General features: G+C 59.9%; 19 protein-coding genes and 5 pseudogenes. 9 read left to right on the top strand and 15 right to left on the bottom strand.

Features of this window, described 5'->3' with window-relative positions:
• Positions 1-39 precede the first annotated feature (39 nt).
• Entirely contained in the window at positions 40-498 is a 459-nt protein-coding gene (locus ACZ5M5_RS12540) for a hypothetical protein (protein ID WP_060742853.1), read from the bottom strand.
• Positions 499-633: 135 nt separating this feature from the next.
• Positions 634-1,650: a 1-aminocyclopropane-1-carboxylate deaminase gene (locus tag ACZ5M5_RS12535; RefSeq protein ID WP_060742854.1), complete on the bottom strand. Its 1,017-nt coding sequence runs from the start codon at positions 1,648-1,650 to the stop codon at positions 634-636.
• A gap of 198 nt (positions 1,651-1,848) precedes the next feature.
• On the opposite strand from ACZ5M5_RS12535, the gene ACZ5M5_RS12530 reads away from it, so the two are divergent.
• Positions 1,849-2,358, top strand: coding sequence for an Lrp/AsnC family transcriptional regulator (locus tag ACZ5M5_RS12530; protein ID WP_060742855.1), 510 nt, complete (start codon positions 1,849-1,851; stop codon positions 2,356-2,358).
• 36 nt (positions 2,359-2,394) lie between these two features.
• Here the strand turns inward: ACZ5M5_RS12530 and ACZ5M5_RS12525 are convergent.
• From ACZ5M5_RS12525 to ACZ5M5_RS12505, 5 genes and pseudogenes are all read right to left on the bottom strand, one after another.
• Positions 2,395-2,736, bottom strand: a pseudogene (locus ACZ5M5_RS12525) (ATP-binding protein); the annotation flags it as partial.
• A gap of 519 nt (positions 2,737-3,255) precedes the next feature.
• Positions 3,256-3,591: pseudogene (locus ACZ5M5_RS12520) on the bottom strand (response regulator transcription factor); the annotation flags it as partial.
• A 210-nt stretch (positions 3,592-3,801) separates the two neighbouring features.
• Positions 3,802-4,854: pseudogene (locus ACZ5M5_RS12515) on the bottom strand (sensor histidine kinase); the annotation flags it as partial.
• Positions 4,855-6,140: 1,286 nt separating this feature from the next.
• Entirely contained in the window at positions 6,141-7,241 is a 1,101-nt protein-coding gene (locus ACZ5M5_RS12510; protein ID WP_103310102.1) for an ABC transporter substrate-binding protein, read from the bottom strand.
• 490 nt (positions 7,242-7,731) lie between these two features.
• Positions 7,732-8,232 (bottom strand): Lrp/AsnC family transcriptional regulator, encoded by a 501-nt coding sequence (locus ACZ5M5_RS12505; RefSeq protein ID WP_060742858.1) that lies wholly within the window; start codon positions 8,230-8,232, stop codon positions 7,732-7,734.
• A 119-nt stretch (positions 8,233-8,351) separates the two neighbouring features.
• Between ACZ5M5_RS12505 and ACZ5M5_RS12500 the strand changes: the two genes are divergently transcribed.
• The 3 genes from ACZ5M5_RS12500 to ACZ5M5_RS12490 all read left to right on the top strand — a co-directional run bounded on the left by ACZ5M5_RS12500 (position 8,352) and on the right by ACZ5M5_RS12490 (position 12,123).
• Positions 8,352-9,386: a histone deacetylase family protein gene (locus tag ACZ5M5_RS12500; RefSeq protein ID WP_060742859.1), complete on the top strand. Its 1,035-nt coding sequence runs from the start codon at positions 8,352-8,354 to the stop codon at positions 9,384-9,386.
• 50 nt (positions 9,387-9,436) lie between these two features.
• Positions 9,437-10,492 carry an ornithine cyclodeaminase gene (locus ACZ5M5_RS12495; protein ID WP_060742860.1) on the top strand — a complete coding sequence of 352 codons (1,056 nt, stop codon included), beginning with the start codon at positions 9,437-9,439 and terminating at the stop codon, positions 10,490-10,492.
• Positions 10,493-10,668: 176 nt separating this feature from the next.
• Positions 10,669-12,123, top strand: a complete 1,455-nt coding sequence (locus ACZ5M5_RS12490) for an amino acid permease (RefSeq protein ID WP_464739116.1) — start codon at positions 10,669-10,671, stop codon at positions 12,121-12,123.
• A gap of 39 nt (positions 12,124-12,162) precedes the next feature.
• On the opposite strand, the gene ACZ5M5_RS12485 is transcribed toward ACZ5M5_RS12490, so the two are convergent.
• The gene (locus ACZ5M5_RS12485; RefSeq protein ID WP_103310108.1) at positions 12,163-12,699 is read right to left on the bottom strand and encodes a DUF2867 domain-containing protein; all 537 of its coding nucleotides are present in this window, start codon (positions 12,697-12,699) and stop codon (positions 12,163-12,165) included.
• Positions 12,700-12,810: 111 nt separating this feature from the next.
• Positions 12,811-13,437 (bottom strand): DJ-1/PfpI family protein, encoded by a 627-nt coding sequence (locus ACZ5M5_RS12480; RefSeq protein WP_060743241.1) that lies wholly within the window; start codon positions 13,435-13,437, stop codon positions 12,811-12,813.
• Between the two features lie 126 nt (positions 13,438-13,563).
• On the opposite strand from ACZ5M5_RS12480, the gene ACZ5M5_RS12475 reads away from it, so the two are divergent.
• Positions 13,564-14,148, top strand: a complete 585-nt coding sequence (locus ACZ5M5_RS12475; RefSeq protein ID WP_103310110.1) for a TetR/AcrR family transcriptional regulator — start codon at positions 13,564-13,566, stop codon at positions 14,146-14,148.
• A gap of 31 nt (positions 14,149-14,179) precedes the next feature.
• On the opposite strand, the gene ACZ5M5_RS12470 is transcribed toward ACZ5M5_RS12475, so the two are convergent.
• Positions 14,180-14,809, bottom strand: coding sequence for a LysE family translocator (locus ACZ5M5_RS12470; protein WP_060742864.1), 630 nt, complete (start codon positions 14,807-14,809; stop codon positions 14,180-14,182).
• A 90-nt stretch (positions 14,810-14,899) separates the two neighbouring features.
• Positions 14,900-16,065 (bottom strand): annotated as a pseudogene (locus tag ACZ5M5_RS12465) (MFS transporter).
• A gap of 94 nt (positions 16,066-16,159) precedes the next feature.
• Here ACZ5M5_RS12465 and ACZ5M5_RS12460 point away from each other — a divergent pair.
• The 4 genes from ACZ5M5_RS12460 (at position 16,160) to ACZ5M5_RS12445 (ending at position 18,938) form a co-directional block, all read left to right on the top strand.
• Complete coding sequence (locus ACZ5M5_RS12460) at positions 16,160-17,053, top strand: LysR family transcriptional regulator (protein ID WP_060742866.1); 894 nt, start codon at positions 16,160-16,162, stop codon at positions 17,051-17,053.
• A 152-nt stretch (positions 17,054-17,205) separates the two neighbouring features.
• Positions 17,206-17,508 (top strand): ArsR/SmtB family transcription factor, encoded by a 303-nt coding sequence (locus tag ACZ5M5_RS12455; RefSeq protein ID WP_060742867.1) that lies wholly within the window; start codon positions 17,206-17,208, stop codon positions 17,506-17,508.
• 64 nt (positions 17,509-17,572) lie between these two features.
• Entirely contained in the window at positions 17,573-18,547 is a 975-nt protein-coding gene (locus tag ACZ5M5_RS12450) for a zinc-dependent alcohol dehydrogenase family protein (protein WP_464739115.1), read from the top strand.
• Between the two features lie 31 nt (positions 18,548-18,578).
• Complete coding sequence (locus ACZ5M5_RS12445) at positions 18,579-18,938, top strand: antibiotic biosynthesis monooxygenase family protein (protein WP_464739114.1); 360 nt, start codon at positions 18,579-18,581, stop codon at positions 18,936-18,938.
• A gap of 192 nt (positions 18,939-19,130) precedes the next feature.
• Here ACZ5M5_RS12445 and ACZ5M5_RS12440 read toward each other — a convergent pair whose 3' ends face one another.
• From ACZ5M5_RS12440 to ACZ5M5_RS12425, 4 genes and pseudogenes are all read right to left on the bottom strand, one after another.
• Positions 19,131-19,532 (bottom strand): ExbD/TolR family protein, encoded by a 402-nt coding sequence (locus tag ACZ5M5_RS12440; RefSeq protein WP_092203032.1) that lies wholly within the window; start codon positions 19,530-19,532, stop codon positions 19,131-19,133.
• A 1-nt stretch (position 19,533) separates the two neighbouring features.
• Positions 19,534-20,252 (bottom strand): annotated as a pseudogene (locus ACZ5M5_RS12435) (MotA/TolQ/ExbB proton channel family protein).
• A gap of 55 nt (positions 20,253-20,307) precedes the next feature.
• Positions 20,308-21,129 carry an energy transducer TonB gene (locus ACZ5M5_RS12430; protein ID WP_464739113.1) on the bottom strand — a complete coding sequence of 274 codons (822 nt, stop codon included), beginning with the start codon at positions 21,127-21,129 and terminating at the stop codon, positions 20,308-20,310.
• Positions 21,130-21,454: 325 nt separating this feature from the next.
• Positions 21,455-23,794 carry a TonB-dependent receptor gene (locus ACZ5M5_RS12425; protein WP_060742873.1) on the bottom strand — a complete coding sequence of 780 codons (2,340 nt, stop codon included), beginning with the start codon at positions 23,792-23,794 and terminating at the stop codon, positions 21,455-21,457.
• Positions 23,795-23,885 lie beyond the last annotated feature (91 nt).

Below are 23,885 nucleotides of genomic sequence, written 5' to 3'. Positions count from 1 at the left end.
GCCTTTCTGGTTTCAACAGGCGAATTGACGAGGACTGGTTTAAATGACGCCGCGCGCCTGCAGCACGCTTTTGGCCAGACTCCGGGTCGCCGATAGCACCTCTTCCACCTGTCGATCCATCGCCGCAGTGGATGAGGCGATCGTTCCCAGTTCGACGACGCGCAGCGGGTGGCCGCAGACGGATCCCAGCCAGGTCAGGCCAGGCACCGTGCCGACTTCCAGCAGAAAGCTGCCGTGGGGGACGCAGCGCAACAGTTGGCTGGCATAACACGCGTCGCCCCCGGCGGACGGCTCCGGGCTGGAGCCGACCCGCAGCCAGTCGACCAGCAACGCCTCGGATTGCTTGACGGCCAGATAAGCCACCTGGTCCCAGTCATCTATCGTCACGTGCAGCTTGTCGATCATGTATTTGGGCAATGCGGCGCTGGTCACGATGACCACCCCGGCGTCCGCCGAAGGTTCCTTGATCCAGACTGCGGATTGCGATATCGCATGCATGGCGGTACTCCCAGCGGTTGGGTTGCAACGCTCGCTCCGAGCGGCGATCCGAGGATGAGGCCGTGACATTCAATATGAATGCCAACTGCCCCACCGCTTCGTGAGCAGGCGCCGCCTACAGGTCATTGCCGCGAATCAGCCGTTGCGGAACAGGAAGCTGTAGGCATTCAGCGCAGGCGCCCCGCCCAAGTGCGCGTAAAGCACTTTCGAGCCTTCGGGGAACTCGCCACGACGGACCATTTCAATCATCCCGTGCATGGATTTTCCTTCGTACACCGGATCGGTCAGCACACCTTCCAGGCTGCCGCACAGGCGAATGGCTTCCAGCGTACCGTCGTTAGGCAAACCGTATTCCGGATAGGCAAACCGCGTATCGAGCACCACGTCCTCTTCAGTAATTTCGCGACCCAACTCCACCAGCTCTGCGGTATGCCGGGCGATACGCAGAATCTGTGCCTTGGTTTTCTCTGGCTTGGCCGAGGCATCAATGCCGATCACGTTCTTCGAACGGCCGTCCGCAGCGAAACCGACGACCATGCCGGCCTGGGTACTGCCAGTCACGGAACAGACCACGATGTAGTCGAACTTGAAGCCCAGTTGTTTTTCCTGCTCCCGCACTTCCTCGGCAAAGCCGACGAACCCGAGGCCGCCATAGGGATGCTCGGAACAACCCGCCGGAATCGGAAACGGTTTGCCACCCTGCTCCACGACATCGCTCATGGCCTTTTCCCAACTTGGCCGGATACCAATATCGAAACCTGCTGCGTCCAGTCGTACGTCAGCCCCCATGATGCGCGACATCTCGATGTTGCCCACCCGGTCATACACCGCGTCGGAATAGTTCACCCAGTTTTCCTGCACCAGCACGCACTTCATGCCCAAGTGGGCAGCGACTGCAGCGACCTGGCGGGTCTGGTTCGACTGAATGCCACCAATGGAGACCAGGGTATCGCAGCCTTGCTCGATCGCTTCGGGAATCAGGTATTCGAGCTTGCGTGTCTTGTTCCCACCGAAGGCCAGGCCACTGTTGCAGTCTTCACGTTTGGCATACAACTCGACCTTGCCACCCAGATGTTCACTGAGACGCTTCAAGGGCGTGATGGGAGAAGGACCGAAGGTCAACGGATAACGTTTAAAACGATTCAGGTTCATGACTCTGCTCCTCGATATTGGATATCCAAGCGCCGGACCGAAAGTGAAAGGCCACATTCCAGGCTCTTTCAGGAGGGGCTTCGATGAGTTCAATATTAAGAAGAATTCGAAAAATATGTGTTGCAAGTTTCTACCACTTGGAAAAACATAATTTCCATGAAAGCACATAAAACATATTTTTAATGCGTGGAATTCGACATGAAAGCAACAAACACTCACAAGAAGTCGGCCACTACGGCCCCGGTGCCGCAGCCACTGGATCGAACCGACCGCGCGATTCTCAAGGTCCTGCAACGAGATGCCTCCATCTCCAACGTGGCGCTGGCAGAGAAGGTGAAACTGAGTGCCCCGGCTTGCCTCAGGCGTGTCGAACGACTCAAGCAGGTCGGCCTGATCAAGGACATCGTCGCACTGCTGGACAATGAAGCGCTGGATGCGGGGATGGTGGTCTTGATCGGCGTGGTGCTGGACCGTTCCACACCGGAATCCTTCGCCGCATTCGAGGCGGCCGCACAAAAAGTGTCCGGCTGCATGGAATGCCATGTGGTGACGGGGGAGTTCGACTACTTCATGTTGATACGAACCAAGGACAGCAACAGCTTCAACCGGCTCCACGCGGAGCAACTGCTTTACCTGCCCGGGGTTCGCCAGATTCGCTCGTTCATGGGGTTGCGCCAGGTCTTGTCGACCACCCACATTCCCCTTTGAGGCTCCAATCAGACCGAGCAGGCATCGGTTCGGTATTCATCGCTTACTCAGCGAAGCACCAAGAGGAATATCAAGGGTAAAGGTTGCGCCCTGTCCAACCCCGTCGCTGTGCACGGACAAGCTGCCCCCCATTTCCTGCGCGGCCAGCGCACAGCTGTGCAGGCCAAAACCGTGACCGTCTTTGCGCGTCGTGAAACCGTGGGAAAAAATACGTTTCAGGTGCTCAGGGGCAATCCCATTGCCGTTATCAGCCACCGTGATGCGCAATACGGCCCCGTCAACGAGGGACGCGCTGAACGTGACGCATGGGCTGCGATCGATCACACCGTCCAACGCCTGCTTGGCATTGCCAATCAAGTTCACCAGAATCAGTAGAACCCGGTGCCGGTCCAACGGCAGCAGGGGCAAGTCGGCAATGTCCTTGACCATCGTCACCTCCTGGCGCGCCAGTAATCCAGCACTCATGCGCAAGGCATCGTCGATCAACTCTGCGACCGGCACGGTCTCGACAATACTGACGGCAACGGCATAGGACTGCTGGGCAGCGACAATGGTTTTGATGTGGTCAATGCCCTTGGTGAGTTGCCCGAGTTCTTCAATGATGCTCTGTTGCTCCGCCGCCACCACCCCCGCCAGCTTGAGCAGGTAGTCGGGCAGCATCTTTCCCTTGTGGTCGTTGGTGAGAAAATCGCTCAGGTCATGGACGTGTTCGTTCATCAGTTGAGCCACCTTGCCCAGCCCTTGGGCCTTGGAGGTGCGCATCTGGCTGCTGACCAATTCTGCCGATACGTTCACGCTGTTGAGGACGTTGCCGACGTTGTGCAGCACTGTCGTAGCGATTTCGGCCATGCCCGCCTGACGGGATTTTGCGTGCAGTTCGGTTTGCACCTGGCTCATGCGCAGCGCAGCACGTACGCGAGCCTTGAGTTCCAGCGGCGAAAAGGGTTTGGCGATGTAGTCATCGGCGCCACTCTCCAACCCGGAGACGCAGGCCTCGCTACCGCCACGGGCGGTCACCAGGATCACGGGTAAATGAGCAAAACCGGCGCTGGCTTTGATCCTGGCGGTCAGGCCAAAACCGTCGAGCTTCGGCATCATCACATCCGAAACCACGACATCGATGGGTCGAAGCTGCAGCAGCGCCCAGGCCTGCTCTCCATCAGTCGCGGTGGCGACAATATAATCGGCTCGCAAAAGCTCGCTGAGATAGCCCAGCATTTCCGGGCTGTCGTCGACCACCAGCACTCTGGATCGCGAGGCATGTCCCGGGGGCTGCTCGTCGTCTGCGTCTTGGATCGAAACCCGGTCGTTGCGACTGCCAAGGCGACCGTCATCGAAACGCAGGTGACGCTGCTCGGCTGTACTTGTCGTGCTCGATGACGATCGCTCGTGCATCGTGCCGGCTTCGGTGGGTACGGTGTTTGGCTCGGTCCCCAGCGGCAGTCGAACAAAAAAGCACGAACCCCGTCCGGGCTCGCTGTTGACACCGACTTCACCCCCCATCAATTCGACCAGATCCTTGACCAGGGCGAGACCGATGCCTGTGCCGCTGTAGTGACGCGTGGCGGAATTGTCGATCTGGGAAAAACGCTGGAACAGCAGCGGCAGTTTGTCAGGCGCGATGCCAATCCCCGAGTCCTGCACCGCGAGTTCAAATCGCTCGCCATCGAGCGGCGTGACGGCCAGGTGCACGGTGCCGCCAGCCGGTGTGAACTTGATGGCATTGCTCACCAGGTTGAGAAGAATCTTCTCGAAGTGCTGGGGGTCCAGGAACACCGTGCCGAGCGCGGGATCGATGCTGCAGGTCAAGGTGCAGCCTTTGCCCTCGGCCACCATGGCGGCGTCCTCGGCCAGCACACCCACCACCTTGTTCAAATCAATGGGCGTTGGGCACAACTCGAACTTGCCCGCTTCGGCCTTGGAGAAATCGAGGATGTCGTTCACCCGGTTCATCAAGCGCAACGCGTTGCGTTGGGCGCGGTCGATTTGCACATGCCAGTCCGCTGGCGGGGTGGTCGCCGCCGAGAGTTGTTCCAAGGGGGCGAGAATGAGGGTCAAGGGGGTGCGCAGTTCGTGGCTGACCGTGGCTACGAAATCGCTCTTTGCCTGGTTAGCCGTCTCGGCCTGGTTGCGCGCCTGAATGAGTTCGATGGCCTGCGCCTCCAGCACCTCGGTCTGGTGGTGCAGCGTGTCGGTCCGTTCGGCGACCATTCTTTCCAAAGACGCCTGGACTTGCTGTCGTTCGGCGTCGGCCTCGGCCTCCAATACCCGGATGCGCAGGGCATTCTCCTGGAACACCCGTACGGCGCGGGTCATGATTCCAATCTCGTCGCCGCGTCCGGCGCTGGCGATCTCGGCGTTCAGGTCGCCAGCCGCAAGCCGGCGCATGACCGAGGCCAGGGCCACGATGGGCTGCGCGACAAATCGCGATGTGCTCCAGGCGATGGCGCCAGCCAGCAGGATGGCGACGGTCCCAGCAACGATCGTCGCAAGCATGCCGCGATCATTGTGGACCAAGGCGTCGGAGCGCGCTTGACCGGCGAAGCGCGCCACCAACAGGCCGGCGCTCCGGGCCTCGTTGCGAACCTGGTCGCGCGCGTCGCTCAAGGCGTCGCTCGCTTGACGGAACCTGACGAATGCCGCCCGGTAGCCGGCGATCTGATCGCTGACCGTCAGGGGCATAGCCTTGGCCCGCAGCCCCACGGACGCAGGGAGAACCCGAGAGAGTCGGGAGAGTTCGTCCAGGATGTGGCCGACAGAGCCGGCGACCTCGGCCGACGGTGACAGGCGAAACGACAAGGTCTGCGCCTCCAGGGTGGCAACACGCTCGGCGAAACGCTTGGACAACGCGGCGGCATTTTGCAGCAAACCGGTTGCTGCCTGAATGTCGCTGGCGTCATGGACAACGTGCCCTTCCACTTCCCCCAACATGGCCTCGAGGCGCTCAACCGTATCCCCGACGGCAGCGAGATACCGCAAGGCCTCGCCTCCCCGGAGCCTGGGCGACTCGCCAAGATGCTCGACCGCTAAGCTGGCAGCGTCGAGCGCCGCGGCCAGCTGGTCCAGGGCCTCCCTCTCCTGCGGTGCCGCCATCAGCTCGCGCAATTGCTCGACCACGGGGCGGAGTGCCGCGCTGGCGTTGCGCGCCGCAGTGGCGGTCGCCCCGTCACCGGTCACCAGCATCCTGGCCACATTGGCAGTGATGATCCGTTCGCCGTTGCGCAGGATATCCAGGATGCGATGGGCGCTTTCGATGTCGCTCACCCGCGCCTCGTGCTCAGCGGTGCGGGACTCAAGTCCCTTCAACCCATTGGCGATGCCCTGTTCGACGAGGATCGTCGCCTCTCGCATCCGGCCGTAGTGGGCTGTCATGTTCTCCGTTTCGCCATCCATGGCCAGGCTCGCCGCCCGCAAGGCGGCGATCGCCGTCGCGAGCCTTTCCAGACTGCCCTTGAGCGATTGCGCCTCCGCCACCGCAATGGCGGAGAGGCCGGCGATTGCCGTCGCCACCATGCCTTCGGCCTGGGACAGGCTTTCTTGGTCGCGGGTGGCAATGAAGTTTTCCACCCGTCCGGTAGCCCCGTTGACCGAGGCCAGAATTTCCGCGGAATGGCTGGCGGAATCCACCGCACGTACCATGCCGCGCAGGCCGTAGAGGTTCACCAGCGACACCGCCAGCATCAGGAACACCAGCGCGGCGACCGCCAGGCCAATCCTGACGGCAATGGGCCTGTCAGTGGCGGGTTTGAATGTCGACATGGCGCCTCGCCCCCCGTCCGCCACTACGGCTTCGTCACCTCCGGCAACGGCGTCGGCGCCGCCGTATGGTTGATGGCCGCGTCGATCATCGCCACCACGGAAGCCTGGTCATAGGAAGGATTGGCGGCGCCGCCCACCGGCATGGTGGCGAGCCAGGCGTCCAGGTCTTTCCCATCGATACGCACCAGCGGCACTTCGACGAACTTCGGCACCTGCTTGCCCGCCAGAATCTGCTGGGCCACCCAGAACCCCACCTGGGAGACGCTTGGGGAGGCGGAGACCGAGACGGTCTCGTAGCCATTGGCATCGCGCTCCTGTTTCCACAGGGCCAGTTCGTCCTGGCGATTTCCCATCACGATGATCGGCAAAGGGCGTCCTGCTGCCTTGAACGCCATGGCCGCGCCATAACCGTCGCCCCCTTGAGTCGCGACGGCGTCGATGCTGGGCAGCGACGGCAGCGCCAGCGCCACCTCCTTGCGTGCGACGGAAGCGGTCCAGTTGCCGTAGACGGTCTTGGCGAACTTCAGGCCCGGATAGTCGCTGGCGGCCTTGCGAATGCCGTCGCTGATGTTTTTATCGGTGGCATCGCCGGCAATGCCGCGGATCTCCAGCAGCGTTCCGTTCCCCTTGAGACGCTCGGCGATGTAATCCATTTCCACGCGGCCCATGGCGGACCAGTTGTAATCCACGGTATAGACGCAGCTTTCGGTGACGAGGCTGGCCATGACCACCACCACGATGCCGGCGTTGCAGGCGTCGCGGATGACCCCGTTGAGGGCCGTGTCGGACGCGGCCAGGATGACGATGGCGTTCACGCCCTTGACGACCATGTCCTGGATATGGGCTGCTTGTTCCGACGCCGAGTTGTTCGCGCTGACCACCGGAGCCTCGCGGATGAGGCCATCCTTCTGCGCCTGGACTGCAATCTCCTGCCAGTTGCGCACCATCACCTTGCGGAAATCGCTGCCCGCGTAGGAATTGCTGAAAGCAATGCTATGGCTTGCGGTAGGGGCGCCGGCGATGCCGCCGTCGGCAGCTTGGACTGGATTGGCGGCAACCATCGCCAGCCCGGTCACGCAGCCAGCGAAGCGCCACAAGATGTTGTGGATGGGTTTGGTGTTCATGTTGTTCTCCATCGTCCTTGGGATTTACCAAAAGTCATCCACCTGCACCTGTCGACAACCTGGATCGACTGCTTGATCTGGTTTGGAGAAGTCGGCCTGCAGATTGGAGATCATCGGCCCTGTGAAATTGGAGCAGGCATTCAACATGAGCTCGTAGTCGGGCGGCCTCTAGCGGCCAGACCAAAAGCCTCAAGCAAATGCTCACGAACTGAGGATGGGTCGCCCAGGGATCAAAATGCGCCGATGGACACCCGTTGCCAGATTGCTCATTCGGTCATTCCAACAATAGAACCGGACATGTAGAACCAGACACATACAGACTCCTTCCCTTGGCGGCCGATCATTGAAACCAATACATTGCCTGCAGTGGCAATGAGCATAGTCGCAACGTGCCCGCTTCGCTCGTGGCCGTGGAGGATTTCAGCCAACCGAGCGCCCCACACGATCACACCGGCTACGACACCTGGATGGGCGAGCGCGGCATCAGGCTTTAGTCCCTGCCGGACTTGGGTATCGCTATGCGGTTGCTGGTCTTGACCTCGCGCAAGGCCAGGCTGGACTGGATCGAGGCAATTCCCACCTGGCGCCGTAGTACCTGCTCGATAAAGTCACTGTAGCTATCAAGATCCTCTGCCAGCACTTGCAGCACGTAATCGGCATCCCCGGTGATCTTGTGACAAGACAACACTTCAGGCAATTGCGCAATCACCGCCTCGAAGGCGTCAGGCGCATGATCGGCGTGGGTGGAAAAACGGATGTGCACGAACGCCATGATATCCAACCCCAGCATTCGTCGATCAAGGTTGGCCTGATAGCCCTTGATCACGCCCGCTTCCTCCATTCTCTTGCGCCGTCGCCAGCAAGGCGTGAGGCTTAACGACAGGCGCTCACTGAGCTCGGCGTTGGAAATGCTCGCATCATCTTGCAGCAACTTGAGTATCGCCAAGTCAGTCTCGTCGAGACTGATGCGTTTGGATGATTTTTTCTGCATTTCGCAATTCCTGAGTAAAAACACCCGAAAAATCTAGCAGACTGCGAATATAAAGCAAAGAAAGCGCCTCCGTAGCGGAACAGAATATTTGCACTGTTTCGAATTGACGGATGCGCAGAATGTTTACAGTTTTCAGTGATTCCCATCGTTTGCACCATGGCACCGAATTGAAAGACGGCGTACTCAAGCCGTCGTTCGAACAACCCAGCCGGGCCGATACCGTCCATGATCGGGTCAAGCAGGTAGGCCTTGGCCAGATCGTCGAACCACGAGCATTTGACCGGGCGTGCTACGTCAATGCACACAGCGAGCGCTACGTCAGCTTCCTTGAAAGCGCATGGTCACAATGGTGTGCGACCGGGCGTACTCACGATGCCTTGCCGCTGGTATGGCCAGTGCGCGACTTGTCCAACGATCAAGTCCCGACTTTCATCGACGGAAAACTCGGTTTCTTCGCCATGGATGCCGGGTCCCCGATTACCGCGACCACATGGCAAGCGGTAAAGACCAGCGCAGACATCGCCCTCACCGGCCTGGCGCTGATCGATGAAGGCCACGACAGCGCCTTCGCCCTGTGCCGCCCGCCCGGCCATCACGCAGCACGTGAATACATGGGCGGCTATTGCTATCTCAACAACGCGGCCATTGCCGCACAACAGGCCATCACTCAAGGCGCGAAACGTGTCGCGGTACTGGACGTCGATTTCCATCATGGCAACGGCACTCAAAACATCTTCTACGGGCGCAGTGACGTCATGTTCGTGTCGCTGCACGGCGAACCCACGGTGTCTTATCCGTACTACTCAGGCTTCAGTCACGAAGTCGGCGCCGGCCAGGGCGAAGGTTACAACCTCAATTACCCGTTGCCGAAAAACACCACCTGGGAAAGCTATCGCAATGCCCTGCTCCACGCCTGCAAGAAACTCCAGCAATTCGCCCCTGAAGTGCTGGTCATTTCACTCGGCGTCGACACGTTCAAGGACGACCCCATCAGCCACTTCCTGCTGGAAAGCGAAGATTTCATCGGCATCGGCGAGCTGATAGCGGGTGTGGGCTGCCCCACTCTGTTCGTGATGGAGGGCGGCTATATGGTCGATGAAATCGGAATCAATGCGGTCAATGTGCTGCATGGTTTCGAGAGCAAGCGCACCTGAACCGTCCCCTGCCCCGCAATGTTTCTACTACTGAACCGGAGAATAAAAACATGACTCTTTTTATAGACGTCGATCATGCCGCACGCCTGTTCGCCAAGGTGGGCATCCGCCGGGCAATCCGCGAAATGGCCGATTACATCGAAGCTGACTATTCACGTTGGGCGCAGTTTGATAAGTCGCCCCGCACCGCCAATCATTCGGCCAACGGTGTGATCGAGTTGATGCCGACCGACGATGGCCAGCAGTACTCGTTCAAATACGTCAACGGTCATCCGGACAACGGTCGAAGCAACCTGCTGACAGTCATGGCCTTCGGTGTCCTGGCCGATGTCCACAGTGGTTATCCAACCCTGCTCAGTGAACTGACGCTGACCACCGCGGTGCGCACTGCAGCGACCTCGGCCCTGGTCGCGAAGTCCCTCGCGCGTCCAGATGCAAGCAGCATGGCAATCATCGGCAATGGCGCCCAGAGCGAATTCCAGGCCCTCGCCTTCCATGAAATGCTCGCTATCAAGGAACTGCGGATATTCGATATCGATCGTGACGCCTCGCTCAAGCTCAAGCGCAACCTGTCCGCATTCCCGGATCTCGAGGTGATTCTGGCCAGCTCTGCGCAAGAAGCGGTCAAGGGCGCAGACATCGTCACCACGGTCACCGCCGATAAAGCCTATGCAACGATTCTGACGCCCGAGATGATCGAACCCGGCATGCATATCAATGCCGTAGGTGGGGACTGTCCGGGGAAAACCGAACTGCACGCCGAGATCTTGCGCAATGCCCGGGTCATCGTTGAGTTTGAACCGCAGACCCGGATCGAGGGTGACATCCAGCAATTGGAAGCCGACTTCCCTGTCGTCGAGTTTTTCCGGATTGTTCAGGGCGCAATCCAGGGCCGCGAGAACGACGCACAGGTCACCGTGTTCGATTCCGTGGGTTTTGCCCTCGAAGACTTTTCGTCGCTGCGCTACATGCTGGACCTGGCGCAAGAGCATGCAATCGGTGAGCGCATCCATCTGGTTCCGACACCCGCCAACATAAAAGACCTCTACCAAATCCTCGATCGGCAACCGGCAATCGCCCCCTCACGCCCGCGCGCAGTGAGTTGAAAGCCATAGGTGATGCCCCTGGGCAAAGTGCCAAGGGGCAACTCACCCCTGCGAGTACGCGGCAAATCTCGCTGTCCGCAAACCACCACCGTCAATAGCCGTTGCATCCCTAACAAGTACGCAAGACATCCACCTTTCTGCCAAAACTCAAAAACATAAAATCAAGAGGTTTTGTAATGAAATCAATCCCATCAGGGCTGACTGAACAGCCCGCGCTGCAGCGCACGCTCAGCAACCGTCACATTCAATTAATGGCCATGGGAGGTGCAATCGGTACGGGCCTGTTCATGGGTTCCGGGAAGATCATCGCCCTCTCTGGCACGTCGATCATCCTCATCTACATGATCATCGGTCTGTTTGTTTATTTCGTCATGCGTGCCATGGGCGAAATGCTGCTCTCCAACTTGAACTTCAAAACCTTCGCAGACTTTGCCGGTGCCTACCTTGGCCCACGCGCGGCATTCTTTCTTGGCTGGTCGTATTGGCTGAGCTGGAGCGTTGCGGTGATAGGCGATGCCGTCGTTGTCGGCGGATTTTTCCAGTATTGGTTCCCCGATGTACCCGCCTGGATACCGGCCATCGGTATGCTGATGACACTGTTCGCATTGAATGTACTGACGGTCAGGCTTTTTGGCGAGATAGAGTTCTGGTTCGCGATCATCAAGATCATTGCCGTCGTCACCCTGATTGGCGTCAGCCTGGTGCTGATTGCCAGCTCCTTTGTCTCACCCAGCGGTGTCACTGCCTCTCTGAACCATTTGCTGGATAAACAAGCCGCCTTTCCCAACGGCTTGTTCGGTTTCTTTGCCGGTTTCCAGATGGCAATCTTCTCCTTTGCCGGTACCGAACTGATTGGTACCGCAGCCGCCGAAACCCGTAACCCTGAGAAGACCCTGCCGAAAGCCATCAACTCGATTCCGCTGAGAATCATCCTGTTTTATGTGCTGGCACTGGCCTGCATCATTGCAGTGACTTCCTGGCAACAGGTTTCGCCCAGCAAAAGCCCTTTCGTCGAGCTGTTCCTGGTGGCCGGGTTTCCCGCAGCAGCAGGCATCGTCAACTTTGTGGTGCTGACGTCTGCCGCTTCCTCGGCCAACAGTGGCGTATTTTCGTCTAGCCGCATGCTGTTTGGCCTGGCCAATCAGGACAACGCCCCAGGGATTTTCCGACGTCTGTCGGGCAATAGCGTGCCTCTGCTGAGCCTGGCGTTCACCACACTGCTAATGCTGGTGGGCGTGTTGTTGCTTTTCATCGTTCCTGAAGTGATGACCGCATTCACCATTGTTTCTACTGTATCGGCCATCCTGGTGATTTTTACTTGGTCGACCATCCTGGCCTCGTATATCGCCTACCGCAAAAAGCGACCTGAGCTGCATGCCAAATCGGCCTACAAAATGCCTGGCGGCGTGCCAATGGCCTGGTTTTCCCTGGCGTTTCTGGGCTTTGTTCTTTGTCTGCTGGCATTGAGACCTGACACTCGTATTGCCTTGCTGGTCATGCCAGGGTGGTTCATTTGGTTGGCGATCGCTTATCAACTGACCGATGCCAGGAAGCCGAAATTCGCGCCTGGCAACAGCGAAGGTAATGCGCCTCCCCCGCGCAACATCACGCAGAGCGCGAACATCCCGTAAGTTAATTGCGGATAGGCACCGAGAGAGGTCCGGGTTTGATCAACCTGAGGAGCAAGTAGCCAGAGGCCAACCGACGCGCGCTGCACGCAGGAGGCTGGCCTTGACAACCAGGCGGTGAAAGGGGGCAATGATGAAGATGTAGGCCCGGCCTAGCCGGTTGTGGCACTGGACCACGGTTGAAAAAACGAGTTGGCGACTGCCTGCTGGCTCTGCCTCTTCAGAACAGAGGATCGATATCCGGAAGTCGAGGTGCTTGTCGTCCTCTCCCAAGACGATTTCAGTCTGGTTCGTGCTGTAGACCTTGAAGATGCCAACCCGATTGGCAAGTGATGCCAAATGCCTGGCTGTCTTGAGACCAAAACAAGCAACGATAGCGTCTCGGACGCTCATGAGCCATCCGATCCAGGATGGCTGGTGAGAAAGGATGAAGCGAGCCAGCAAATCCGGATCGCGGGATGTGCCCGCCGGGAGCCGAATCGCAAAAGCGTCCGCCAGGTCCATCGACGTGTAAAGGTGGGTGACGCCGGACCTCAAGGGGACCGGTACTGACACAATGAGCTCGAATTCTCGGGGCATCGGGGATCTCTCCTGGGCCTAACGACTGATTGGACGACATGCCATGTCGCGTTTCTGGTTGCGATGGCTTGTCGTAAAACGTTCCTTGTCGCCCTGTGGTGCGTGTCTGGTTCAGAAGTGGCTGGATGTTGTTGAGGCGCCCACTTTTCCTTGCCGGATACTGAGCTCGATCAAGGCATCATAGAGCGCTTGCTGCCCAGCGGGCAGAACAGGGCCCAACATCGCACGGCGCTTGTCGACATCGAACCAGGATTCAACCAACCATCCCACCAGATAGAGCGCCGAAAGGCATCCGCCCGCGGTTGCAACGTTCCCCTGGCATACAAGAGGCTGGTCCACGGGCTCGAGTCCCAGCGCTTGCAAGCCCGATCGTGCATCCGGGTGTGTAGTTGCCTGGCCATTGAGCAGCCCAAGCCGTTCGAGAATGAAAGCGCCGGCGCATATAGAGCCGATTCGCTGGCGCCTGGCGTCAAGTTCAAACGACGGCAGGAAATCTGGATCGGCAAGTGCAGCGGGTACCCCTTCCCTGCCGCTGACGAACAATACCGCGTCGGCACTATTGGCCTCGGAAAGTGGACCGTGCACCGAAACAGGCAGACCGTGCGCCGAACGCACGACAGCACTGGAAGCCAATATGCGGACGTGCCAGTCTTCAGTGTTGCGGCCTAGAATGTCCCACATCAGGAACAGGTCGATATCCGTGAATTGGTCGAAAGCAACCAGAACGATTTTCTTCAAGGCGAACTCCATGAAAAGTGCTGGCGTGCAAAACGCAACGGCCATCTTTGCGGGTGTTCGCAGCGTATCAATCGGTTGCGCACCATACACAGTCTGTATGGCACTCACTCTGGAGCGAAATAACGGGTGAAAAAACTGACTCGTCACCATTGGATCGCGGCTGGTTTTGAGGCCCTCGACCAAATAGGGCATGTTGGCGTTTCGGCCGAGAGTCTATCGCGCCGATTGGGTGTGACCCGGGGATCGTTCTATCACCATTTCCGCAATCGCGAAGATTTTGTCCGCACCTTGCTGGCCGCTTGGGAAGAAGACTACACGGAGCGTATGCTCGCCTATGCGGCCCAGGGTCGCAGCGCGGGCGAAATCTTGAAACGCTACTTGAGTATTGCCACAGAGAAACAACCGGGGCGGGAAATTTCCATCCGAGCCTGGTCGCTGCACGACCCGTTGGTAAGCGAGTTTCAGCAGCGTGTCGACACAAGACGACTGGACTTCGCGATACGGTCGTGCCGCCGCTTGGCCCCTATGCCAGGTGAAGCAGAAGTCATTGGCCAGCTAGCCCATCTGTGCCTGATCGGTGGTCAACAGGCAGGGCTGCGGCGTGATGCCGCTCGCTTCAACGGTTTCCTGCATCGAGCCTTTTCACTTTTCGAAGGGGCTCTTCCACCGTGGCGGGCCGATTCCCGCGCCCAAGCTGTCGATGACATCTAAGAACCCATCGACATGCAGTGCGGCATTCGGCTCAAGCCGGATTGGAAACAGCCAACTTGAGCCCAAACGCGACAAAAACACCGCCCGTGAGTCGGTCAAGCGCCTTCAGGGCCGCCGGGCGTTTCAGGAAATTGCTCAACGGCACCGTAGCCGCTACCAGAATGCCAAACCAGGCCAGCGTCAACAGCACGTGTAACACCGCAAGGAAGAAGGAGTAACTGGCCACGCTCGCGCCACTCGGGACAAACTGGGGGAGGAACGTGATGTAGAAGACACCTATCTTGGGGTTCAGCAGGTTCGTCAATAAACCGCGAATAAAGGCGCCACGGGCAGAGGCCGCCATGTTCTCGTTCCCCTGCCCTTGCAGCGTCGTCCTGGGTCGCAGCAGCAGTTTTACACCCAGCCAGACAAGGTACGCGGCACCGACAATTTTCAGCGCAAGGTAAGCCCACTCCGAAGCTTGCAACAGGGCACCTAGCCCCAGTGACACCGCGGCTCCCCACACCAGGCACCCGAGCACGATACCGATAGCAGCCATCGCCGCCGAACGTCGACCGCCGGTCGCTGTAGCGCGAAGCACCATGGCTGTGTCCACGCCGGGGGTCACAGTGAGCACTGACGCAGCAGCGATGAAGGCAAGCAGCAGGGATAAATCGCTCATTTGGATGTCCATGGCAGTCGGCAGCCGTACGGTTATCCACTCTAATTAGCCACTTGGCGTTCGGTCAAACGTTCTGTGTCGCCGCCACCGTCACAGCGCCGCGGCCGCAACGACTCTGGAACGCCAGGCAAAAGCCAGCACCATCAGCAGCCCCAGACCCGCCATGGCCGCGCCGGCCAAGGCAATCGCCGGATAACCCAGCCCGGCATTGATCACCGCTCCGCCCAGCGCCGCACCTATCGCGTTGCCGAGGTTGAAGGCTCCGATGTTCACTGCCGAGGCCAGGTTGGGCGCGTCCTTGGCGGCTTCCATGACGCGCATCTGTAGTGGCGGCACCAGGGCGAAGCTGGCGATCCCCCATATCAGGATGGCAACCGCAGCCGGCAGCGGCCAGCGCATCAGGACGGTGAACGCCAGCAACACGAGAATCAGCACGCTCAGCGAAACGATCAGAGTGCGGTCTATCGAGCGATCCGCGGCCTTGCCACCCCACATGTTGCCCAACGTCAACCCCACACCGAACAGCACCAGCATGGCGGTGATGTAAGCGGTAGACCCGTGGGTCTCGTTGCTGAGGATCGGCGCGATGTAAGTGAAGACGGTAAACATTGCACCCGAGCCGACGACGGTCAGGGCCAACGCCCCCAGCACCGGGCCACGGCCCAGTACTCGAATTTCAGCCAGCACACCGACGCCTTGCGACATTTGCAGGTTGGGCAAGGCGAACCACAGCGCGGCCATGGTCAGCCCGCCGAGGCCGGTGATACCCCAGAATGCCGTGCGCCAGCCGAACAGTTCGCCAAACCAGGTGGCCAGCGGCACGCCGCCGATGGTCGCCAGGGTCAGGCCCATGAACATTGCCGCAACCGCCCCGGCACGTTTGTCCGGGGCGACCACGCTGGCGGCGACGATGGAGCCAACGCCGAAGAACGCACCGTGGTTCAGTGAAGTCACCACCCTGGCGATCATGAGGCTGTAGTAATCGGTCGCCAGGGCTGACATCAGATTACCCAGGGTGAAAATCGCCATGAGCCCGATCAGCAGATAGCGCCGGGGGATCCTGCCGGTGGTCAGGGTCATCAGCGGCGCGCCGAGCAGTACGCCCAGGGCGTAGGCACTGACCAACAGTCCGGCGGCAGGAATGGAAACACCGAGATCCGCAGCGATGCCCGGCAACATGCCCATGGGGCGAACTCGGTAACGCCGATGCCAAAGGCACCGATGGCGAGTGCAACAAGTGGTGGATTGATACGCATGGAAGCCTCCTCATCTATGCTGCGAATGCTACGATCCAGTCTTTCCAGGCGGTAGATAGCATTTTTGGCAATCACCTTTGCGCAAGAGGCACAAATGGACTTCAACGGCAGGTCAGGTGAAATGAGCGTGTTCGCCACCGTGGCGCAGGAAGGCAGCCTGTCAGCCGCCGCACGTGCATTGGGGCTGACCCCCTCGGCGGTCAGTCGAATCATCGCGCGTGCCGAACAACGCCTGGGGACCCGCCTGCTGTTGCGTACCACTCGATCGATCACCTTCACCGCCGAGGGCGAGGCTTACCTGCGTGGCGCCCGGCGTATCCTGGCCGACATGGCCGAGGTCGAAGAAGCCATCGCCGACCAGGGCGTGCCCAAGGGCCGTTTGCGGGTCAGTGCCGCCCTTGGCCATGGGCGGCAGGCCATCGTTCCTTTGGTGGCAGCATTCAGTGCCCGCTACCCGAACATCGTCGTCGACCTCACCCTCGGCGACGAAGTGGTTGACATTCTCGGCGGCCAGGCCGATGTGGCGGTACGCTTTGGCCATCTGCCCGACAGCCCGCTGACCGCGCGCAGGATCGGCGACACCGGCCAGGTGGTGGTGGCTTCGCCCGAGTATTTAGAGCGCCATGGCACGCCCCAGGAACCGGAAGACCTGCTACGGCACAACTGCCTGCGCTTCAATTTCCGTCGCGCCGAACCCAACTGGCCATTCACCCGCGACGGCAGAGCGTTTTCCCTGAAGGTCAGCGGCAATATCGAATGCAGCAGTGGTGAAGCACTGGCACAACTCGCACGGGTAGGCGCTGGCATCGCGCGTATCGGTGATTTCACCGTGGCCGAGGACCTGCTGCGCGGCGATCTGGTACCGCTGCTGGAAGCCTGGAATCCCGGAGACCGGGAGCCGATCCACGTGGTATTCGCAGGGGGCTCGGCAATGCCGGCGCGGGTACGAGTGTTCGTAGACTTTCTGCTGGAGCATCATCGGATGTGAGCGTTGTCAGCCGAGTGAAACCTTCGGAAAATGGTAGCTCTCAGCCAGAAGCCGACATTCGGCCTAGCCTACAGAACCGTTGGCTATTAGAGGCTCAAGATTGTTCTAAGCTCTCGCATTGACATATCGAAAAATCTCGATATCCTCGCCACATGGACCTACTCGAAATATTCAAAGCCCTCTCAAACCCGACACGTCTCCAAATCCTGAAAGGTTTGAAGGATCCGGCAAAGAACTTCCCCCCGCAGGATGAGGGTGACGTTCACACGGTCGGCGTCTGCGTCAGCAGTATCCAGGAAGGGATCGGCCTGTCGCAGTCAACGGTGTCCGGTTATCTGGCCACGTTGCAACGGGTGGGTCTGGTCGACGTCAGGCGCATCGGCCAGTGGACCTATTACAAACGCAATGAAGCAACCATCAGTGCTCTCGCCGAGATCATTGGGAAAGACCTGTAGCGTTTTTTTACCATAGTATATCGAGATATCCCGATATCCCTTTTTATCGATACGAGGAGTTACTATGAAAGCGATGATTCTTAAATCATTCGGCGGTCCTGAATCGTTCGAACTCCGCGACGTGCCCATGCCCGTTCCGCAAGCGGGGCAAGTCCTGGTCCGGGTGCATGCCACTTCCATCAACCCGCTGGATTACCAGGTTCGACGCGGCGACTATCCCGACCTGGTGCCACTGCCGGCCATCACCGGCCACGACGTCTCCGGCGTGGTCGAAGCCGTAGGGCCTGGCGTGACTTCCTTCGCGCCAGGAGACGAAGTCTGGTACACCCCGCAAATATTTGAAGGGGCAGGCAGCTATGCCGAGTACCACGTCGCGGCCGAAAGCATCGTCGGGAAGAAGCCGCCCGAGCTGAGCCATCTTGAGGCCGCAAGCCTGACCCTGGTGGGCGGGACGGTGTGGGAAGCGCTGGTGGTGCGCGCGGTGCTCAGGGTCGGGGAGAGCATTCTTGTCCACGGCGGCGCTGGAGGCGTCGGGCACGTCGCGATCCAAGTGGCGAAAGCCATGGGCGCCCGGGTGTTCACCACCGTGCGCGAAGCAAACGCGGAGTTCGCCCGCAACTTGGGTGCCGACGTGATCATCGACTACGAGAAAGAAGATTATGTCGACGCTGTTCTTCGGGAAACCGCTGGCCACGGCGTGGATGTCGTATTCGACACCATCGGCGGCAACACACTGTCCCGCAGCCCCGACGTCCTCGCGCAACTGGGCCGCGTCGTCTCGATCGTGGACATCGCCCAGCCACAAAACCTCGTCCAGGCCTGGGGCAAGAATGCGAGCTATCACTTCGTGTTCACCCGACAAAACCGCGGCAAGCTCGATGAACTGAGTGCATTGATAGCCCGCGGTCAGCTGCGCCCTCACGTCGGCGCCGTCTATTCGCTGGCCGACATTCCCTTGGCCCATGCCCGGTTGGAAAGCGCCAACAACGGTCTTCGAGGAAAAATCGCTATTGCCGTCGAGCCATCGCTCATTCCGTAAGTGCAGACTTTAACCAATTCAGAGGTGCGTCATGGTTTACGAAATCGCTGTGCTTCCTGTTCACAAAGAACGCATTGAAACGTTCCGGCGCGCATTTGCCGAGGTCGCTCCATTGCTCACACGGGCCAAGGGTTACCGCGGCCACATGCTGGCGCAAGGGATCGAAACCCCCGAGCAATTCAACCTGATCGTACGATGGCAATCACTCGAGGATCACACACCGGGTTTCGAAGAGAGTGACGACCATCGGCTGTTCATGATGGGTTTGGAGGAATTTTTTTCGGAAGAACCGAGGGTCTACCACATTGAGGGGGCAGCATTTTCCACTGGCGAAAATGCTGATTCGAACAGCACCGCCAGCATTAGCTCAACACGTTCAGGAATCCAGTAAATCCTCAGTCGAGGGGGGGCAGGCCCGACGTAGCTGGACTCCCCTCCTCCAACCTCCCCCATACAAAGGTCAGAGGGGTACCTCCTTTAGTCGAGGTGCGTTGCTGCCTTCAATTACTTAAACCATATGTTCGCGACTCATGGAGGCAGCCTTCCATCATTCACCGCTCACACCCAAGGCATGAGCCCGATCCTATTTCGCCGTTATCACCGACAACTTGCTGATCCCCGCACGCTCGATGGACGCCATGGCCCGGGCAACCTCGCCATAATTCACCCCGTTGTCCGCCTGCAGTTGTACGCGTACATCCGGGTTTTTCGCCTTGGCGGCTTGCAGGTTCGACTCCAGCAAATCCGCCTGGATCTCGTCCTTGTTGATGAACACTTTGCCCTTGTCGTCGATGCTCACCACCAGCGGGTCTTTCTGTTCCACGGGTGCCACTGACTCGGTCTTTGGCAAGTTGATGGGAATGGCGTTGGTCAGCAGCGGCGCGGTGACGATAAACACCACCAGCAGCACCAGCATCACGTCCACCAGTGGCGTGACGTTGATCTCGCTCAGCACCTCATCATTGTCTTGTGTAGAGAAAGCCATCTCAGGACGCCTCCTTCACTTTTTGCGGGTTGCCGGCACGGGCTTTGTTCAGCGCTGGGTGCAGCAGCACGCGGAATGAATTTTTCTGCGCGAGGCTATAGAAGTCGTGGGCAAAATCGTCGAGGTCGGCGGCCGTGAGCTTCAGGCGACGCAGGAAATAGTTGTAGACCAACACCGCAGGAACCGCGACGGCGATACCCACGCCCGTGGCGACCAGCGCCGCACCAATCGGCCCTGCTACGGTTTCCAGGCTGGCAGAACCGGCAGCGCTGATGCCCTTGAGCGCTTCCATGATTCCCCAAACGGTGCCGAACAGGCCTATGAACGGCGAGGTGCTGCCGATACTGGCGACCACGGCCAGGCCGGTTTCCAGAGAGCGGCGCTCCCGTACGATCTGTTGGCGCAGGGCGCGTTCGAGGCGGTCCTGGTGGTTGATGGCCTGGCTCAGATCGGCAGCTTGGGGGAATCACCAACCTGGATCGCGGCATAACCGGCCTGGGCCACACGGGCAGCGGCGCCGGGTTGGGTTTCGGCCAGTTCAGCGGCCGAGTCAAGGCTCGACGCCGCCCAGAACTGTTTGTGGAACTTGCGATCCTGGACCTTGAGACGACCGAACTGCACGCCCTTGAGCAACGCCAGGCCCCAGGTTGCGACCGAAAAGGCCACCAGCAGCCAGATCACCGCGCTTTCGATGGATTCAAGTGGAGATGCTAATGCCATGATGTTTTCCCTCTGAACAGACCGCGGTGTGTGTGCAACACCCCCGCAGCAATAGTTAGTGAATCTTGAAATCGATAGGTACGCTGACCCAGCCGTTCTGGGCCACATCGCCCTGCTTGGCCGGCACAAAGCTCCAACGCTTCACGGCGGCCAGTGCAGCGTCGTCGAGTTGCTGGCGACCGCTGCTTTTCTGGATCTGGATCTCACCCGGTTTGCCGCTGGCCAGTACCTGCACCCGCAACAACACCGTGCCTTCCCAACCCCGGCGCTGGGCCAATGATGGGTATTCGGGCGCCGGGTTCTTCAGGTACGCGGCGTTGGCCGAAGCGGGCGTTACCGGAGCCGGTGCAGGGGCTGCGACTGGCGCGGGAACCGGTGGCGCAGGCGTGGGAGGCGCAGGCGGTTGCTCCACCGGTTTGGCGACCGGCTTAGGCACAGGCTTGGGTACCGGCTTGGGTACCGGCTTGGGTTTAGGAATCTTTTTCGGCGCCGGCTTGGCGGCCAACTCATCCACGACTGGCGGCGGTGGCTCGACCACAGGTGGCGGCGGCGGTGGCGGCACGGGCGGCGGCGGTTCGACCACCGGCGGCGCGGGCTGGGAAAATTCGATGGTCATCGGTGGGATTTCCGGCGGCACAATCGGCAGCACCGGGGTGGGCTTCTGACTCACCCAATAAATCACCGCACCGTGCAGGGCCAATACCAGCAACCCCAGCAGAATCCCTTCACGCCGACTCGAAAAGCGCTTGGGGGAACGCTGCAAGCGCAGTTGCCCCAACGGCGCACGGTGCGGCCGGCCAAGGTCGACCAACTCACCACCCGGTGCGTGGCGCCGTTGCGCCTCGTGTGCACTGGCGGCGGCCTGGACATTGCCCATTGATTCACTCCCTACGGTTTTTGAAACAGAAATCGACAGGCCTGCATGGAAGGCCGTCGAGGGCTAAATGATCGGGGCTAGACGCTTATCCCTTAAAGTAATCTTTGAAGTTATACATAGATCAAAAATGAATAATTGAAATTCACGCATACGCTAAAGCCGCGGCCCGCGTGGCCTGGCGCCATAACAAGGTTTTTCGATGCTTTTTCAGGCATGCAAAATATTCATTAAAGGCATGGCTTGGCAGGACGGTTCGCGGCAAGGCGACGGCGCTGACGATGCTGCGGGTGACGCGGGTGTTGAACCCGGCCACCTATCCCATGGGCTAGAAGTCATAGCGTCCGGTCACCCCTAGCGTGCGCGGGCTCCCCAGCAGGCCTTCGTAGCCGCCGTTACCGCCGGTCCACAGGGTGGTGTAATAGGTTTTGTCGAAGGCGTTTTTCAGCCACAGCGACACGTCCCACTGCCCCTGCTCATAGTTGCCGCGCAAACCGGTGGACAGGTTGACCACGGCGTAGGCAGGAATCTGTCCGTAGTCGGAATCCTCCACCGTGCCCACGGCCTTGGAGCGGAACGCATAGCTGCCGGTGACGTAGGGTTCGAAACCGTTATCCAGGTTCCACTTGTACTCGCCGTTGGCATTGGCGATCCACTTCGACGCCCCCACCACTTGGTGCCCGCTCAGGTCGCAGGAAGCCGGCGCCCCTGGGCGCAGACTGACTTCCGGTGGGCACGGCGCGTCCTTGTAGCTCAGGTAACGCACATCGTTGAACGAGCCGTTGAGGTTCAGCGTCAGGCCCTTGATCGGCAGCCAGGTACTTTCCACTTCCACACCGCGCGAGCGCACGGAACCTGCGTTGGTCAGGTACTGCACACGATTGTCCGGATCATAGGCGTTGGTCTGGTAACCGTTGACCTGGGTCCAGAACAGGTTGGCATTGAGCTGCAGGCGCCGGTCCCACAATGTGCTTTTGAAACCCAGCTCGGCGTTGTTGGCGCGCTCGGTGCCGACCAGCAGCGAGTCCGCCCCGGCAGTCGGGGCGGAGCCGACCACGAGGTTGACCCCACCGGACTTCTCGCCGTGGGACAAGGTCGCGTAGCCCAGCAGGTTGTCGTTCAAGCGGTAGCTCAAGTTGAGCAAGCCCGAAGGGCTGGCGCTGTATTGCGTGAGGTCGCCGGAGTCATAGGCGCCGGTGCGGTTACGTCGAGCCGTCGCGGCAGCCCCCGTGACGGCCGCACCGCCCACTGGGCTGTTACGCGTCACCCAGGCGCTTTTTTCTTCATAAGTACCGCGCAAGCCTGCGGTGAAATCCAGGCGTTCGGTAAGGTGCCAGGTGCCTTGGGCGAACAGGGCGAAACTGTCGGTGCGGATGTGCCCGTTACCCACGGTGCTGACGTTGGCCAATGCGCCTGCAGGCGTGCCGTTCCAGATATCCGCCTGGGGTCCGTAGGAGACGAAGGATTTGTTGTCCAGCGAGTTGCCGAAGTAGTAGGCACCCAGCACGTAGTCGAAGAAGCCACCGGTGGGCGATGCCAGGCGAAATTCCTGGGACCACTGCTTGTCTTCCACCGACACGCCGCCGTTATACGATGCCGGCACGTTAAGGCCGTCATCGTTGCGCGGGGTGAAATTCCAGAAGCGATAGGAACTGACCGAAGTCAGGGTGAAATCGCTGGGCAACGTCCAGTTGGCTTCCAGGGAGGTGCCGCCCTGGAACACGGTGACGTGCTGGTCGCTGTCCAGGTTGACCTTGCGATGGGTGCCGTCGACCAGGGTTGCCCCCGCAGCGGCCGCCCGCGACTGGTAGAGGTTGGTGCCATTGATGGTCGGCCCGGTGCTGTACAGCACGCGAGTCCCGGCGCTGGAGTCCTCTTCGTTGTAGTCGCCGATCCAGCGCAGGTTGAACGCTTCGTTGGGCTTGTACAGCAGTTGCCCGCGAAAGCCCTGGCGCGAGCCGCCGTTGAGGTCATGGCCGTCGTATTCGTTCTTGATGTCGCCGTCGCTGCGCGTGCGATAGGCCGAGAAACGCCCCGCCAGTTCATCGGTCAGCGGGCCGGAGATCGTGCCCTTGGTCTGGAAGTAACCGTCCTCGCCCAGCGACGTTTCGATGCTGCGCTCCGGAGTGAAACTCGGCGCACGGGTGCTGATATTGATCACGCCGGCCGTGGTGTTCTTGCCGAACAACGTGCCCTGGGGGCCACGCAGCACCTCGAGCTGTTCGATGTCCATGAGGTCGAACACCGCCATCCCCGGCCGGCCAAGGTACACGTTGTCGATATACAAGCCCACGCTGCCTTCCAGGCCGTCGCTGGCCGGGTTGTTGCCCAGGCCGCGAATCGACACGCTGGACTGCCGCGCGTGCATGTAGGCCACGTTGACACTGGGCACCAGTTGCTGCAAATCCTGAATCCGATAGACCCGCTGGCTTTCCAGGGCCTGGCCGCCGATCACACTCATCGGCGTGGGCACCTCCTGGGCGCTTTCCGTCCGCCGCCGGGCGGTCACCGTGACGGTTTCCAGTTGGCCGCTGGCGCTTTCACCCGAGGGTGCCGGTTCGGCCGCGTGGCTGGGTGTCCAACTGGCACTGCCGGCCAGCAACATGGCCAGGGGCAGGCGTTTGAGCTTCCAGGGAGAGCAAGGTACAGCGGGCTTCAACAGACTCATAAGCGGCTCCGGAACCCGGAAATATCCATCATCAGATATTCCATAAGGTTATTTATTTATGTTTTTACGAACATTTACTGCATAAGAGATA

This window comes from Pseudomonas sp. Van50 (genome assembly GCF_055390755.1).
This window is presented reverse-complemented; position numbering and strand designations above follow the sequence as displayed.

Excerpts from the sequence above, each read along its gene's own strand:
- ACZ5M5_RS12540 (WP_060742853.1), bottom strand. The coding sequence starts at position 498 with ATGCATGCGATATCGCAATCCGCAGTCTGGATCAAGGAACCTTCGGCG.
- ACZ5M5_RS12535 (WP_060742854.1), bottom strand. The coding sequence starts at position 1,650 with ATGAACCTGAATCGTTTTAAACGTTATCCGTTGACCTTCGGTCCTTCT.
- ACZ5M5_RS12530 (WP_060742855.1), top strand. The coding sequence starts at position 1,849 with ATGAAAGCAACAAACACTCACAAGAAGTCGGCCACTACGGCCCCGGTG.
- ACZ5M5_RS12510 (WP_103310102.1), bottom strand. The coding sequence starts at position 7,241 with ATGAACACCAAACCCATCCACAACATCTTGTGGCGCTTCGCTGGCTGC.
- ACZ5M5_RS12505 (WP_060742858.1), bottom strand. The coding sequence starts at position 8,232 with ATGCAGAAAAAATCATCCAAACGCATCAGTCTCGACGAGACTGACTTG.
- ACZ5M5_RS12500 (WP_060742859.1), top strand. The coding sequence starts at position 8,352 with ATGTTTACAGTTTTCAGTGATTCCCATCGTTTGCACCATGGCACCGAA.
- ACZ5M5_RS12495 (WP_060742860.1), top strand. The coding sequence starts at position 9,437 with ATGACTCTTTTTATAGACGTCGATCATGCCGCACGCCTGTTCGCCAAG.
- ACZ5M5_RS12490 (WP_464739116.1), top strand. The coding sequence starts at position 10,669 with ATGAAATCAATCCCATCAGGGCTGACTGAACAGCCCGCGCTGCAGCGC.
- ACZ5M5_RS12485 (WP_103310108.1), bottom strand. The coding sequence starts at position 12,699 with ATGCCCCGAGAATTCGAGCTCATTGTGTCAGTACCGGTCCCCTTGAGG.
- ACZ5M5_RS12470 (WP_060742864.1), bottom strand. The coding sequence starts at position 14,809 with ATGAGCGATTTATCCCTGCTGCTTGCCTTCATCGCTGCTGCGTCAGTG.
- ACZ5M5_RS12460 (WP_060742866.1), top strand. The coding sequence starts at position 16,160 with ATGGACTTCAACGGCAGGTCAGGTGAAATGAGCGTGTTCGCCACCGTG.
- ACZ5M5_RS12455 (WP_060742867.1), top strand. The coding sequence starts at position 17,206 with ATGGACCTACTCGAAATATTCAAAGCCCTCTCAAACCCGACACGTCTC.
- ACZ5M5_RS12450 (WP_464739115.1), top strand. The coding sequence starts at position 17,573 with ATGAAAGCGATGATTCTTAAATCATTCGGCGGTCCTGAATCGTTCGAA.
- ACZ5M5_RS12445 (WP_464739114.1), top strand. The coding sequence starts at position 18,579 with ATGGTTTACGAAATCGCTGTGCTTCCTGTTCACAAAGAACGCATTGAA.
- ACZ5M5_RS12440 (WP_092203032.1), bottom strand. The coding sequence starts at position 19,532 with ATGGCTTTCTCTACACAAGACAATGATGAGGTGCTGAGCGAGATCAAC.
- ACZ5M5_RS12430 (WP_464739113.1), bottom strand. The coding sequence starts at position 21,129 with ATGGGCAATGTCCAGGCCGCCGCCAGTGCACACGAGGCGCAACGGCGC.
- ACZ5M5_RS12425 (WP_060742873.1), bottom strand. The coding sequence starts at position 23,794 with ATGAGTCTGTTGAAGCCCGCTGTACCTTGCTCTCCCTGGAAGCTCAAA.